The sequence below is a fragment of the Veillonella fallax genome (assembly GCF_020687175.1).
GTDB classification, from domain to species: domain Bacteria; phylum Bacillota; class Negativicutes; order Veillonellales; family Veillonellaceae; genus Veillonella; species Veillonella fallax.
Genome location: NZ_JAJEQD010000006.1, coordinates 22,563 through 36,369 on the forward strand (window position 1 = coordinate 22,563; position 13,807 = coordinate 36,369).

At 39.7% G+C, this 13,807-nt stretch carries 11 protein-coding genes; 2 read left to right on the forward strand and 9 right to left on the reverse strand.

Going from position 1 to position 13,807, the window contains the following annotated elements:
* Positions 1-88: 88 nt before the first annotated feature.
* Both LKD20_RS03915 and LKD20_RS03920 read right to left on the reverse strand, forming a co-directional pair.
* The gene (locus LKD20_RS03915; protein ID WP_227720961.1) at positions 89-616 is read right to left on the reverse strand and encodes an ECF transporter S component; all 528 of its coding nucleotides are present in this window, start codon (positions 614-616) and stop codon (positions 89-91) included.
* Positions 617-809: 193 nt separating this feature from the next.
* On the reverse strand, positions 810-2,984 hold the full coding sequence (locus LKD20_RS03920) for a heavy metal translocating P-type ATPase (protein WP_227721014.1): 2,175 nt from the start codon (positions 2,982-2,984) through the stop codon (positions 810-812).
* 337 nt (positions 2,985-3,321) lie between these two features.
* On the opposite strand from LKD20_RS03920, the gene LKD20_RS03925 reads away from it, so the two are divergent.
* Complete coding sequence (locus LKD20_RS03925; protein ID WP_227720962.1) at positions 3,322-3,975, forward strand: YigZ family protein; 654 nt, start codon at positions 3,322-3,324, stop codon at positions 3,973-3,975.
* A 23-nt stretch (positions 3,976-3,998) separates the two neighbouring features.
* Here the strand turns inward: LKD20_RS03925 and LKD20_RS03930 are convergent, their stop codons facing one another.
* The gene (locus LKD20_RS03930; RefSeq protein WP_227720963.1) at positions 3,999-4,187 is read right to left on the reverse strand and encodes a hypothetical protein; all 189 of its coding nucleotides are present in this window, start codon (positions 4,185-4,187) and stop codon (positions 3,999-4,001) included.
* A gap of 196 nt (positions 4,188-4,383) precedes the next feature.
* Here LKD20_RS03930 and LKD20_RS03935 point away from each other — a divergent pair, with 196 nt between their 5' ends.
* Complete coding sequence (locus LKD20_RS03935; RefSeq protein WP_005387328.1) at positions 4,384-5,274, forward strand: LysR family transcriptional regulator; 891 nt, start codon at positions 4,384-4,386, stop codon at positions 5,272-5,274.
* A gap of 146 nt (positions 5,275-5,420) precedes the next feature.
* Here the strand turns inward: LKD20_RS03935 and LKD20_RS03940 are convergent, their stop codons facing one another.
* From LKD20_RS03940 to LKD20_RS03965, 6 genes are read right to left on the reverse strand one after another with little or no spacing between them, the layout of a single operon-like run.
* Entirely contained in the window at positions 5,421-6,371 is a 951-nt protein-coding gene (locus LKD20_RS03940; protein WP_227720964.1) for a dihydroorotate dehydrogenase, read from the reverse strand.
* The gene (locus LKD20_RS03945) at positions 6,371-7,138 is read right to left on the reverse strand and encodes a dihydroorotate dehydrogenase electron transfer subunit (RefSeq protein ID WP_227720965.1); all 768 of its coding nucleotides are present in this window, start codon (positions 7,136-7,138) and stop codon (positions 6,371-6,373) included. The genes LKD20_RS03940 and LKD20_RS03945 overlap by 1 nt, the downstream gene beginning before the upstream one ends.
* Before the next feature lie 5 nt (positions 7,139-7,143).
* Positions 7,144-10,344: a carbamoyl-phosphate synthase large subunit gene (gene carB, locus LKD20_RS03950; protein WP_227720966.1), complete on the reverse strand. Its 3,201-nt coding sequence runs from the start codon at positions 10,342-10,344 to the stop codon at positions 7,144-7,146.
* A 1-nt stretch (position 10,345) separates the two neighbouring features.
* Positions 10,346-11,413: a glutamine-hydrolyzing carbamoyl-phosphate synthase small subunit gene (gene carA / locus LKD20_RS03955; protein ID WP_005387324.1), complete on the reverse strand. Its 1,068-nt coding sequence runs from the start codon at positions 11,411-11,413 to the stop codon at positions 10,346-10,348.
* Positions 11,413-12,699: a dihydroorotase gene (locus tag LKD20_RS03960; RefSeq protein ID WP_227720967.1), complete on the reverse strand. Its 1,287-nt coding sequence runs from the start codon at positions 12,697-12,699 to the stop codon at positions 11,413-11,415. The genes carA and LKD20_RS03960 overlap by 1 nt, the downstream gene beginning before the upstream one ends.
* The gene (locus tag LKD20_RS03965; RefSeq protein WP_105086209.1) at positions 12,683-13,633 is read right to left on the reverse strand and encodes an aspartate carbamoyltransferase catalytic subunit; all 951 of its coding nucleotides are present in this window, start codon (positions 13,631-13,633) and stop codon (positions 12,683-12,685) included. Before LKD20_RS03965 ends, LKD20_RS03960 begins: the two co-directional genes overlap by 17 nt.
* Positions 13,634-13,807: the final 174 nt, after the last annotated feature.

Here is a 13,807-nt window from a genome sequence, read left to right on the forward strand (position 1 = left end):
TTTTATTTATGCCTAATGATCAATTTTGGATTATTAGTTATTAGTTAGCAATATATAGTTTTTAGTAATTTATCATTAGTTACTCTATTTAGTTCTTTGTAAATAATCTACGAACTACAGATTGCAATTTAGGTGTCAATACGATAGCTACCACAATACCAGCTGCACTTGTAATCAAAGAATATTGAATTTTACTTGCCGCTACTGCTGCACTTTCAAGAACAAACCACCATGCAAGGAAATAACCAAAGGCAGTCCAAATTGTGCCAATAATTAAAGCACTCAAAATACGTGTAAAGGATGCTGTCGGTTTTGTAATGGATGGTGGCAAGTAACCTGCTGTCATACCACCTACAATAAGACCTGCAATACCTTTAATAAAGAAAGAGAATACAATGTATTGCGTATGTCCACCAAAAAGATCAAATAATGCGGAACCAATAGCCGCACCCAAACCACCATATAAACCACCAAAAAGAATGGATGATGTAAATAATGCAGCAGATCCTAAGTGAACCATGGCACCACCCGGTATTTCGATGCGAATCGTTGTTGCTACTGCACATAAGGCAGCAATAAATCCGATATATACAATATCATGCGTCTTTAATTTCATAATCTAGCTCCTCTCTTTTAGCTGAATAACTATATTTAGTATAACAAATCTCAACCAGTCTAAAAACACTAATTTCATAGGAATTAAATATATAGCCAGATTTAAAATAAAGCACCTATACCATGGTATAGGTGCTTTATAAACTTAAATCAACGCTATCACATATTATATGTTATAAGATATAATCTAAAAATTAAATCTTAGCTCGTTTTAAACGTAAAGAGTTACTTACAACGGTTACAGAGCTAAATGCCATTGCTGTACCTGCAATCATAGGATTTAATGCGCCGACAGCAGCCAATGGAATACCAATGCAGTTAAAGATCAATGCCCAGAATAGATTTTGTTTAATATTAGTCATAGTCTTACGGCTGAGGCGTACTGCTTGTACTAGTGTGTGTAAATCATTTCTTACAAGAACGATATCTGCTGCTTCTACAGCAATATCTGTACCACTACCGATAGCAAAACCAATATCTGCAGTTACAAGAGCTGGTGCATCATTGATACCATCACCAACCATGCCCACTACGAGACCTTTATCTTGTAACTCTTTTACTTTGCTAGCTTTATCTTGAGGCAACACTTCTGCAATAACGTGAGTAATACCTGCTTGTTTAGCAATATATTGAGCTGTACGGCGATTATCACCGGTAAGCATCCACACATCGATACCTTGAGACTGTAATTCTTTTACCACCTCAATAGTTTCTGGACGCAATTCATCCTCTACAGCCCATAATGCACTGATGACACCATCTACAGCGAGAACAGACACGGAAGCACCTTGTTCTTCATAGTGTAGAATATCATCTTGGACGGCACTTAGATCATAACCTAATTCAGACATCCAACGGCTATGACCAAGTTGTACAGACACACCTTGATAAGCGCCTTGCAAACCTTTACCAGGCACATCACCGAAGCTTTCTAGTTCTACAGCTTTACCTTTATAACCATGATCTTCGCCATAATAAACCATGGCCTTTGCAATTGGATGCGATGTACCACTTTCAAGAGCCATCATAAGGGACATATTTCTACTTTCATCACCATTATAGTTTTTGAAAGCCGTTACATCAAGAACACCTTGTGTAAGTGTGCCAGTTTTATCCATAACGATGGCATCGAGTTTACCAGCTTTTTCAAGATATTCTGCACTCTTGATAAGGACGCCATGCTCCGCGCCTAAGCCAGAGCCTACCATGATAGATGTTGGTGTAGCGAGACCAAGTGCACAAGGACAAGCGATAACAAGCACTGCTGTAGCATTAATGAGAGCTACATTAATAGAGTCGCCCATAATGAAGTACCATACGAGGCCGGTCAAAACAGAAAGGCCGATAACAGTAGGCACGAAGTATTGAGCTACGATATCTGCAATACGTTGAATACTTGCTTTAGAGGTTTGAGCTTCCTCTACGACCTTGATGATTTGAGACAGCATTGTATCAGAGCCGATACGTTTTGCTTCCATTGTGAAAGCACCGCTCAAGTTAATAGTCGCACCGATAACATCAGATCCCACTTGTTTTTCTACAGGCAAACTTTCACCGGTAAGCATAGCTTCATCTACAGTAGAATAGCCTTCAGTAATAGTACCATCTACTGGAATTTTTTCGCCTGCACGAACTTGTAAAATATCACCTGCTACAACCTTAGATGTAGGAATATCTACGAACTCACCGTCACGCAATACATGAGCTGTTGCTGGTTGCAAGGCAATCAATTTTTGAAGTGCTTCAGAGGTACGCCCCTTGGCAATTTCTTCTAAAAGTTTGCCAAGAAGAATGAATGTAATGAGCCAAGCTGAGGTTTCAAAGTAAATGCCATGAGGCCCAAGTTCTGGATGGAACTGCCAATTATAAATACTGAATAGATAAGCAACAGTCGTACCCATTACAACGAGAACATCCATGGTAAGGGCGCCATTCTTTACCGCACTCCACGCACTCTTATAGAACATAAGGCCAGGGCCGAACTGAGCAATGGTAGCAAGAATGAACTCTACCCATACTGGCAAGGCTTGAATACCAAAGCGATGTAATGTCATGTTAATCATCATCGGTACAGCCATACAAGCAGCAATGATAAGACGCGTAATATGAGGTTTTAAATTAACCTTTTCTATTTCTTGCTTCGTTTCATCTGCTTCCGTAGCACCAAAACCAATATTCGTAATAGCATCGATAATTTGTTGTGGCTCTACAGTAGAGCCATCTTTGTATTCTACACTCCCCTTTCGAGTGAGTAGATTAACCTTTACAGATTCTATGCCATCGATCTTAGAAACGACGTTTTCAACGCGCTTTACACAAGCAGCACAATGCATACCTGTAATATCAAACTCTTGTTTCTTCTTACTCATCATATCACTTCTTTCTACTAGAATTTTCAAAAATATATGTTTCTATATATCTATATAAGTCAGAAACTCATAGTAGACATATCATACATCGGTAACAGAGTATTTTATAAACACGTATAGTTTATTATATGAACACATTTACATGAGTATTCATTCATACGTGTTTATTCTATAATAACATAAATTCTCATTACGTCAATATCCTACTAAATCTAGAGGACTATTCCTTTTTTATAGGGGATTTAACATCTCCCCACCTATACACAACATTCATAAATAGATTATAATAAAGTGATGATGAATAAACATAAACTTTGATTCCAAAGGAGGTGAAACTATGTGTGAATCAATAAGCCCTATAGTAGAATTTACTTCAGTAGCGAAGGAATTTCGCCATGAATATGTTGTGGAGAAGTCGCGTTTTATCACAACTATATGCCCTTGTTCTACAGAAGAGGAAGCGCAGGCTTTTATTGGACGTATCAACAAAGAATTTTGGGATGCACGCCATAATTGTACAGCCTTTGCATTAGGACCAAAACAAGAACAACAACGCTCTTCTGACAATGGTGAACCATCTGGTACCGCTGGTAAACCTATGTTAGAAGTACTCAAAAAAACAGGTATTACCAATGTAGCTGTCGTAGTAACGCGCTATTTTGGAGGTATTAAGCTAGGCGCAGGTGGTTTGATTCGTGCATATTCACACTCCGTTGCGGAAACTTTACATCTTGCCCCTAAAGAACTACACACAACACGAACTCAGTTGCAGGCTACCATCGACTATTCCATGTATGGAGCTATAGAAAGATATGTGCAAGATCAAAAACTACATTATGAAGCAAGTTTTGGCGAACATGTAGATATTACTATCTTAGTACCTCCTACTGATGTAGAGCGCATACAAAAAGAGCTCCAAGACATGAGTCATGGAGCTGCTACTTGTACTATATTAGATTCTATTGAAGTGGTGCTACCGCTAGAACAATAATCTAACTGATACACACATAGTAATTAGTTTTCGCTATGAACTAAGCCACTTACGCCTTGAGCAAGTTCATGACGTTTTTCTGTAGTTAATGGATGAGGCCATACGCGTTCAAGTTGTTTTTTACGACTAACACCTGCATTATGTGCAGTCATTAATCTACGTGCTTCCCAGTTACGAATTGCTTTACTTAATGTTCTTTTTACTACGCCCATGATAGTACCTACTTTCTCAATCACTGTTATTATATTAAAAATTGTGATAAGGATAGAAAGTTTATTTTAAACACATTATTCTTTCTCTTTCCTTGATGAATATAGTATATACGCTATTTTATCAAATGTGAAATTACTGTTACTTAGTTCGTTATAATTTTTATTTATCTTATTTTGTGTATAATAGGGAGATTCTATGGATACATCTTACTACCACAATTTTATTACCCTCGTTCAAACGGGCAATATGACGCAGGCCGCAGAGATTCTTCATATTACACAACCAGCTTTAAGTAAACAATTAAAGTATTTAGAAGCTGAATTTGGAGCTCAACTCATCAATATCAAGCGCGGCCAACGAGGATCAAACTTACAACTAACTGATGCGGGCAAAATTTTTTATCAAAAAGCCCAACAATTATGCTCCATTGAAGAATCAACATACAATGCAGTACAACAGTTGAACTCACGTATTGAAGGTACATTGCGAATCGCTACGTCTGCATCGCGCTCCACACCAATCGTACAACAATACTTACCAGCCTTTTCCATGAAATACCCATCAGTTCACTTCGAAATCTACGAAGGACTAATGACTAATGTGGTCAATCAACTTATTAATGGTAATGCAGAGCTGGGAATTGCAAACATTCAAATGGTAGACACTGATAAATTTGATATCCTTCTTACTCAAGAGGAACATTTATACGCTATTTTCCGCCGTGATGTATTCTGGATAGATCGTGAACATGATACCATCACATGGGATGATATCAAAAAGTGTCCTTTATCCCTCTCTGGTGGATCTGTGCGAATGATTATGCAATCTAGTTTAACGGACATGGATCAACTGAATGCTGTTGCCATCACTACAACTAAGAGCTCTGCCATCGAATGGGCATCCTCTGGTAGAACTGTTTCTTTAGTTCCTATGGATGCAAAAGAGCTTATTAACCATCGTAAAATGGCCCGTATCAAGTTGCCAGAATTTTCAGGAGATTTTAAAAAAGCATTTATTACTCTCAAAGGGCATGCCTTATCCCCTGTAGCACAGCAATTTATTGATTTCTACAAAGCATATGTTTAAACTATGTGATAGAAATTCATATGATATGGGATTTATAACTTATGATATTGTATTTATAACTTATCGTATAAGATTTTGTACAGTTATGAACATTAATACCATACATAAAAAAGACCTAGTACATAATGTACTAGGTCTTCTTTTTACTATCCTTGATGGACAGCACCTACTATATCAGTAATGCTGTTAAGATTATATTGTTCTACATAGTCACTCATTTCACGGGCAATACGTGAAATCGCCGTAGGATCTACCATCGTAGCAGTGCCAACTTGAACGGCTTGAGCACCAGCCATCATAAATTCGATAGCATCCGTGCCAGTCATAATACCGCCAAGGCCAATAATAGGAATATTTACCCCTTTATATACTTGGTGTACCATGCGAAGTGCAACAGGCTTTACAGCTGGACCAGATAGCCCACCGTAAGTATTTCCCAATAAAGGTTTACGTCGGTGAATATCAATAGCCATACCCAACAATGTATTGATAAGGCTTACCCCATTACCACCGCCAGCTTCAACGGCTTTTGCAATTTCCACAATATCTGTTACATTTGGTGAAAGCTTAACGATAATAGGTTTATCACTGACCTTACGAACGGCCTTCGTTACCTGTTCAACCACCTTTGGATCCACTCCAAAAGCCATACCTTCACGTTCTACATTTGGACAAGATACGTTAACCTCTAGGCCTGTAATACCGTCTACAGATAAGGTCTCTGCCATCCATGCAAATTCATCAATTGTACCTGCAGACATATTAGCAAGCAATGGTACGTCATATTTTTTGAGATCCGGCAAAATATGTGTAACAAAATGTTCTGCCCCAGGATTTTCAAGGCCGATACAGTTTAGTACACCAGATGGTGTTTCTGCAATACGAGTTCCAGGATTGCCGTGACGACCTTTAGGTGTTAAACCTTTTACGGAAATAGCACCTACCTCATTGCTAAGGTCTAAATAACCAGCATACTCAGGACCATTACCAAAGGTACCAGATGCAGCGATAATAGGATTTTTCATCTTAATACCGCAGTAATCAACAGCAAGCTTTGGATTAGGCGTAACGGTGTTATTTAAATCGCGTTCACTCATTAAAAGAACACCTCCTCAGCTGGGAATACAGGACCATCTTTACAAACTTTGTAACGTTTGCCACCTGCACCATCACAAGCACAACCTAAACAACCACCAGTGCCACAGCCCATACGTTCTTCAAGAGATACTTGGCAAGGAACGTTGAGATCTTTAGCTACTTGTGCCACACCTTTCATCATCGGTGTAGGACCGCAAGTCATAACAGATGTGAAAGTATTGCCATTAATCAGCTCAGGCATGATTGCTGTAGGGAACCCTTTCGCACCTACGCTACCATCATCAGTGGTGATATGCACTTTAACAGACGTATCCTTAAATAAGGCTGCCCAGAAGGTTTCGCTTTCATTTCTAAAGCCGAGAATAACTTGTGCTTCTTCCCCTTCTTTCAAATGGGATGCAATGCATAACATGGGCGCAATACCTACACCACCGCCAACAAGAAGCATATTCTTAGATGTAACAAATGGTTTACCCAAAGGACCTAAACAATCTAGAGTATCGCCGGGAACAAGGCGAGTCATAATCTCAGTCCCTTTACCTATGACACGATATAAAAGGGTAATCGTCCCCTTTTGTGCATCAAAGCCTGCATAGCTAATAGGACGGCGCAATAATGGTGCCGTAGAGTCCGCTACGCGAACATTACAAAACTGTCCTACCTTTGCTTCTGCTGCCTGTTTTGGTGCGTGGATATCCATTACCCACACATCAGAGCCTATTTGCTCATTGCGAACGACTTCGCCCTGTTCTACATATCCACTCATGGTTATTACTCCAATTCAAAATCCTGTAACGCTTCTACAGTATAATTTGCATTATTTTTACGATTTGCTACAACGCGCAACACTTCGCGTGCTGTATCGAGGCTTGTTAAGCATGGTGTACCCATTTCTACAGCGAGACGACGCAATTGGAAGCCTTCACGTTCAGGGCGTTTACCTGCAGTCAGTGTGTTAAGTACAAGATCTACTTTATCTTGACGAATGTGGTCAGCACAGTTGTCATCACCTTCAGAGATTTTGTTAACTACCTTGCAGTCAACGCCATGTTCTTTGAAGTATTTACCAGTACCGCCAGTTGCTTCGATGTGATAGCCCAATTCGATGAAGCCTTTTGCCAATTGGCTAGCTTCCTCTTTATCGCGGTCTGCTACGGTCATAAGAATTGTACCATCTTCTGGGATACGCATATTGGCACCATTGATAGCTTTAAACAATGCTTCAGAATAAGTACGACCAATACCCATAACTTCACCAGTAGATTTCATTTCAGGTCCAAGAGCGATTTCTACAAGGCCCATTTTGGAGAAGGAGAATACAGGTGCTTTTACAGCTACATATGGTTTATTAGGTACAAGACCGAGTGGCAAGCCCAAATCTTTTAAGCTTTCACCAAGAGCAATGCGTGTTGCACATTCTACCATATTGATGCCTGTAACCTTAGAAATGAATGGTACAGTACGGCTAGAACGAGGGTTAACTTCGATTACGTTAAGTTCGCCGTCAGCCACGATATATTGGATGTTAAGTACACCTTTAACATTAAGGCCTACTGCAATACGACGTGTATAGTCAACGATTTGATCAATCAATTCTTGGCTCAAATGTTGAGCTGGGTAAACGGCCATGGAGTCACCAGAGTGAACACCAGCACGTTCGATTTGTTCCATAATACCAGGAATACATACGTCAGTACCATCGGAAATAGCATCAACCTCTACCTCCATACCAACCATATAACGGTCGATAAGAACAGGATGTTCCTTGGAGGCTACTACGGCTTCCTTCATGTATACATCGAGCTCTTTATCGTTGTATACGATTTCCATAGCACGGCCGCCCAATACATAGGAAGGACGTACAATCAATGGATATTTCAAGTTTTTAGCTGCTGCTTGTGCTTCTTCATCAGAGGTTACAAGCGCACCTACTGGACGTGGAATACCAAGTTTTGCCAATAATTCATCAAAGCGTTCGCGGTCTTCTGCCATATCGATGCTATCTACGGATGTACCGAGGATTTTTACACCGCGCTTAGCCAATGGACCTGCCAAGTTAATCGCTGTTTGACCACCAAACTGAGCAATAACACCAGCTGGTTTCTCTTTCTCGATGATTTCCATTACATCGTCCACTGTTAATGGTTCGAAGTACAAGGAATCAGAAATATCAAAGTCAGTAGACACTGTTTCTGGGTTATTGTTGATCATAATAGATTGGTAACCCGCTTTACGAAGTGCCCAAGAGGAATGTACGGAGCAGTAGTCAAACTCTACGCCTTGACCGATACGAATTGGACCGGAACCAAGTACGACAACGGATTTTTCACCGAGTGGTTTAACTTCGTCTTCTTGTGCATAAGCACTGTAGTAGTACGGTGTTTTAGATTCGAATTCGGCAGCACATGTATCTACATATTTATATGTTGGAAGAATGTTCCATTCTTTACGTTTTGCACGAACCTCTTCTACAGTTGTATTAGCATAACGGGCGATAACAGAATCAGTGAAGGAATAACGTTTTGCTTTGCGCAATACATCCTCTGTTAAGCCATGTTCAGCCAATGCTTTTTCTACATTAACAATGTTTTTGATTTTTTCAATAAAGAATGTATCAATTTTTGTAATGTAGTGAATTTTCTCTACACTAATGCCCTTGCGAAGTGCTTCTGCTACAACATAGATACGTTCATCATCTACTAAATGTAAACGTTCAATCAATTGTTCCATAGACTCATGAGAGATTTTCTTTAGCTCAATATGGTCTAAACCAATTTCCAAGGAACGAATTGCTTTAAGCAAGGAGCCTTCCAAGGAGCGATCGATAGCCATAACTTCGCCAGTAGCCTTCATTTGAGTACCCAATGTGCGGTCTGCCAAATTGAATTTTTCAAATGGCCAACGTGGGAATTTCGTTACTACATAGTCAAGTGTAGGTTCGAAGCATGCTTTTGTTTCACCTGTTACAGCATTTGTAATTTGATCCAATGTCATGCCTACTGCAATTTTTGCAGCTACCTTCGCAATTGGATAGCCAGTTGCTTTAGATGCTAATGCAGAGGAACGGGATACACGAGGATTTACTTCGATAACGATATATTCATTGCTATTTGGATTCAACGCGTATTGTACGTTACAACCACCTTCGATTTTCAAATAACGAATAATTTCTACAGAAGCAGTACGAAGCATTTGGTATTGAATATCGTTTAATGTTTGGCTTGGTGCCACAACAATGGAGTCACCAGTATGTACGCCTACAGGATCAATATTTTCCATATTACATACGATGATACAGTTATCTGCACTATCGCGCATTACTTCGTATTCGATTTCTTTCCAGCCTGCTACAGAACGTTCTGCTAGGATCTGGTGAATTGGTGAAAGTTTCAAACCACGGCGTGTAATTTCATACATTTCATCTTCATTATGCGCAATACCACCACCAGTACCGCCCAATGTGTAAGCAGGACGGATGATGATAGGATAACCAATGCGATTAGCAAAGGCTACGGCTTCTTCAAGATCGTTAAAGATATCGGATTCAGGAACTGGTTGATTGATTTCCTTCATCGCTTCTTTGAAGAGTTCACGGTCTTCTGCTTGTTTAATAGCTTCAAGTGTTGTACCTAGAAGTTTTACACCGTATTCTTCTAATACGCCAGCTTCAGACAATTGTACGGCCATATTAAGACCTACTTGGCCACCCAGTGTAGCCAATAAGCCCCAAGGGCGTTCTTTTTTAATTACTTCTGTTACGAATTCAAGACTAATCGGTTCTACATATACGCGGTCTGCAATATCTGTATCAGTCATAATTGTAGCAGGATTGGAGTTAACCAATACTACTTTATAACCTTCTTCACGAAGGGAACGGCATGCTTGTGTACCAGCATAGTCAAACTCTGCAGCTTGGCCGATAATAATTGGACCAGAACCAATTACAAGTACTTTTTTTGCTTCTGTGGTCATATTATTTTCCCTTTCTCATTAAGTCTTCAAATTCATCAAATAAATATAGATTATCAGTAGGTCCTGGGGACGCTTCTGGATGATATTGTACAGAGAAGATAGGTAATTCTTTATGACGCATACCTTCTACAGTGCCATCATTTACACTGCGATGTGTAATTTCTACAAAGTCTGGCAAGGAAGTATCATCTACTGCATAGCCATGATTTTGAGATGTAATATATACGCGGCCTGTACGTAAATCTTGTACTGGATGGTTAGAGCCACGGTGACCAAATTTTAATTTAAATGTTGTACCACCATAGGCTTGAGCCAATACTTGATGGCCCATGCAAATGCCGAAGATAGGCTTTTTACCGAATAATTTCTTTACTTCTTCTACAGCATAGCCAAGATCTTGAGGATCTCCAGGGCCGTTAGATAAGAATACACCATCTGGATTGGCTGCCAATACATCTTCAGCCTTAGCATCTGCAGGGAATACTGTTAGACGACAACCAGCTGCTTCTAAAGAGCGAAGGATATTTTCCTTTACACCATAGTCCATTACAGCTACATGGAACTCTGCATTTTTATCGCCACGCATACCTTGCCATTTTGTAGTTACACGCATAACTTGATCTGTTGGCAAGTCTTGTTTAAATAATTTTTGAATATCTTCCATAGGGTAATCAGAACGTACAAGTACGCCTTTCATTACGCCATGGTTACGAAGTACACGTGTAATAGCACGTGTATCTACATCATAAAGGCAAGGGATGCCGTGTAAACGAAGATACTCGCTAAATAAGCCTTCATTTTGCCAGTTAGATGGGAAATCACACAGTTCTCCTACGATAAAGCCTTTACAATATGGTTTAGGGCCTTGAGTAATAGCATTCAATGTACCATAATTACCGATCAAAGGATATGTTAATGTAATAATTTGATCCGCATAGGATGGATCAGTCAAGATTTCTTGATACCCTGTCATACCTGTGTTAAATACAACTTCGCCTACTGTTGGAGCGCCACCTAATAAGGAACCTTCAAACACGGAACCATCTTCAAGAACTAACTTGCCTTTCATTATAAGACTACGCCCTCCTTCATAACTACTTTGCCATCAACTACTGTGAGTTTGGCCTTACCTGTAACAGTCATACCATCAAATGGGCTGACTTTGCCTTTTGTATAGAATTTATTGCGATCTACTGTCCACTCTTCTGTTGTAGAGAATACAGTAATATCTGCTGGTTTACCAACCTCAAGAACACCTGCATCAAGGCGCATTAATTCAGCTGGACGTGTACTCATATAGTACACAACTTGATCAATACTAAGTTTATCTGGACCATATGCATTAGTAATAACCGCTGCCAAAGATGTTTCGAGACCACTGAAACCATTTGGTGCACAGCAGAACTCATGGTCTTTTTCTTCATACGCATGTGGTGCATGGTCTGTAATAATTGCATCGATTGTGCCATCTTTCAAGCCTTCTAATAATGCTTGGCGATGATCTTCAGATCGAATTGGAGGAGCCATTTTGAACGCTGGGTTATATTCGCGTAAATATTCATCTGTGAAAGATAAATGTTGGCTTGTAACTTCACATGTTACATTAAGACCTTTTGCTTTTGCACGACGAACCATATCCACAGTATTTTTACTACTTACGTGAGCAATATGAATGTGACCACCTGTCATTTCAGACAACAAGATGTCACGAGCAACAGCCAAATCTTCAGCTACTGCAGGACGACCAATAATACCTAATTCATAGGAAACGATACCTTCATGCATATGACCATTTTTAGTCAATGTAATATCTTCTGCATGGTCGATAACCATTTTATTAAACATAGAGGAGTATTCTAAGGCACGACGCATAAACGCAGCATTTTCTACATAGTGACCATCATCGGAGAAGGCTACTACACCAGCTTCTGCCATATCACCCATTTCAGCAAGTTCTTTACCTTCAAGGCCTTTTGATACGGCACCAATAAATTCTACTTTTACAACACCTGTAAGCTCAGCCTGTTTTTGTAAGCCTCTTACAAGAGCAGCATTATCTACAACTGGATTTGTATTAGCCATAGTTACAACACGTGTGAAACCACCAGCAGCAGCAGCTTGTGTACCAGAGTGGAAGTCTTCTTTAGCTTCTTGTCCTGGTTCACGCAAATGTGTGTGAATATCGATAAGACCAGGTGCTACGATAAGACCTGTTGCATCATATACTTCAGCGCCTTCAGCACTTAAGTTTTGACCGATGGCTGCAATTTTACCATCTTTTACGAGAACGTCTGCTACTTCGTTTTGTTTTTTTGCCGGATTAACTACCGTACCATTTTTAATAAGCAAGCTCACTACCGTCACCTCCGATAATAGTTAAGTACAATACAGCCATACGTACAGCTACGCCATTACGTACCTGTTCTTGAATTACGGATTGATCAGAATATGCTACATCTGGTGCAATTTCAAGGCCCCGATTCATAGGACCTGGATGCATTACCATTACATCATCTTTAGCCAATTTCAATACATCATTGTTAATACCAAAGATACGTGCATATTCTCTATTTGTAGGATACAACGCAGAATGAATACGTTCTAATTGAATGCGAAGTACGTTAACCACATCTGCATCAGCCACTGCTTCACGAATATCGTGGTGTACGGTAACACCTAATTTTTCGAGCTCTGGATATACCATAGTACGAGGACCAGCCAAATGTACTTTAGCACCCATTTTTGTAAGGCCATAAATGTTAGATCTTGCTACACGGCTATGCATAATATCGCCTAAGATAACAACTTTTAGACCTTCAATAGATTCTTTTTTCTCCAAAATGGAGTACATATCTAATAACGCTTGTGTTGGATGTTCATGAGCGCCGTCACCAGCATTGATAATAATAGGATCTACTGCTTTTGTGGCATATAGAGGAGCCCCTTCAGCACTATGACGCATTACAATAGCATCTGTGCCCATATAGGATAATGTTAGCAAAGTATCACGGAAGCTTTCACCTTTACCCATGGAAGAACCGCTAGGAGAAAGATTGATAACGTCAGCCCCTAAATATTTGCCGGCCAATTCAAAGGAACTACGGGTACGAGTACTTGGCTCCATAAAGAGGTTAATAATGGATTTCCCCTTTAAAAGTGGAACCTTCTTATCATCAGAAAGAACGATTTTTTTCATTTTCTTTGCCACATTTAAAATCAATTTGATTTCTTCAGGTGACACATTTTGCAAACCCAATAAATGTTTGCCTTTTAGGCTAACTTGTCCCATGATTTCCTCCTAACTCACGTAACAAAAAAGACCTTTTGCCCAGGGCAAAAGGTCAAATAGTTTGCACAAAGAAGCCCTTATGGGGGCGCTTCAACTATATTCCTTTCTCAGCCTCTCTGGACTAAATTAAAAGGTTTTGTACTATGCAATGGTCTCTCGTACCATGGATGCATT

Coding starts and splice junctions, on each gene's coding strand:
- LKD20_RS03915 (WP_227720961.1), bottom strand. CDS start 616: ATGAAATTAAAGACGCATGATATTGTATATATCGGATTTATTGCTGCC.
- LKD20_RS03920 (WP_227721014.1), bottom strand. CDS start 2,984: ATGAGTAAGAAGAAACAAGAGTTTGATATTACAGGTATGCATTGTGCT.
- LKD20_RS03925 (WP_227720962.1), top strand. CDS start 3,322: ATGTGTGAATCAATAAGCCCTATAGTAGAATTTACTTCAGTAGCGAAG.
- LKD20_RS03930 (WP_227720963.1), bottom strand. CDS start 4,187: ATGGGCGTAGTAAAAAGAACATTAAGTAAAGCAATTCGTAACTGGGAA.
- LKD20_RS03935 (WP_005387328.1), top strand. CDS start 4,384: ATGGATACATCTTACTACCACAATTTTATTACCCTCGTTCAAACGGGC.
- LKD20_RS03940 (WP_227720964.1), bottom strand. CDS start 6,371: ATGAGTGAACGCGATTTAAATAACACCGTTACGCCTAATCCAAAGCTT.
- LKD20_RS03945 (WP_227720965.1), bottom strand. CDS start 7,138: ATGAGTGGATATGTAGAACAGGGCGAAGTCGTTCGCAATGAGCAAATA.
- carB (WP_227720966.1), bottom strand. CDS start 10,344: ATGACCACAGAAGCAAAAAAAGTACTTGTAATTGGTTCTGGTCCAATT.
- carA (WP_005387324.1), bottom strand. CDS start 11,413: ATGAAAGGCAAGTTAGTTCTTGAAGATGGTTCCGTGTTTGAAGGTTCC.
- LKD20_RS03965 (WP_105086209.1), bottom strand. CDS start 13,633: ATGGGACAAGTTAGCCTAAAAGGCAAACATTTATTGGGTTTGCAAAAT.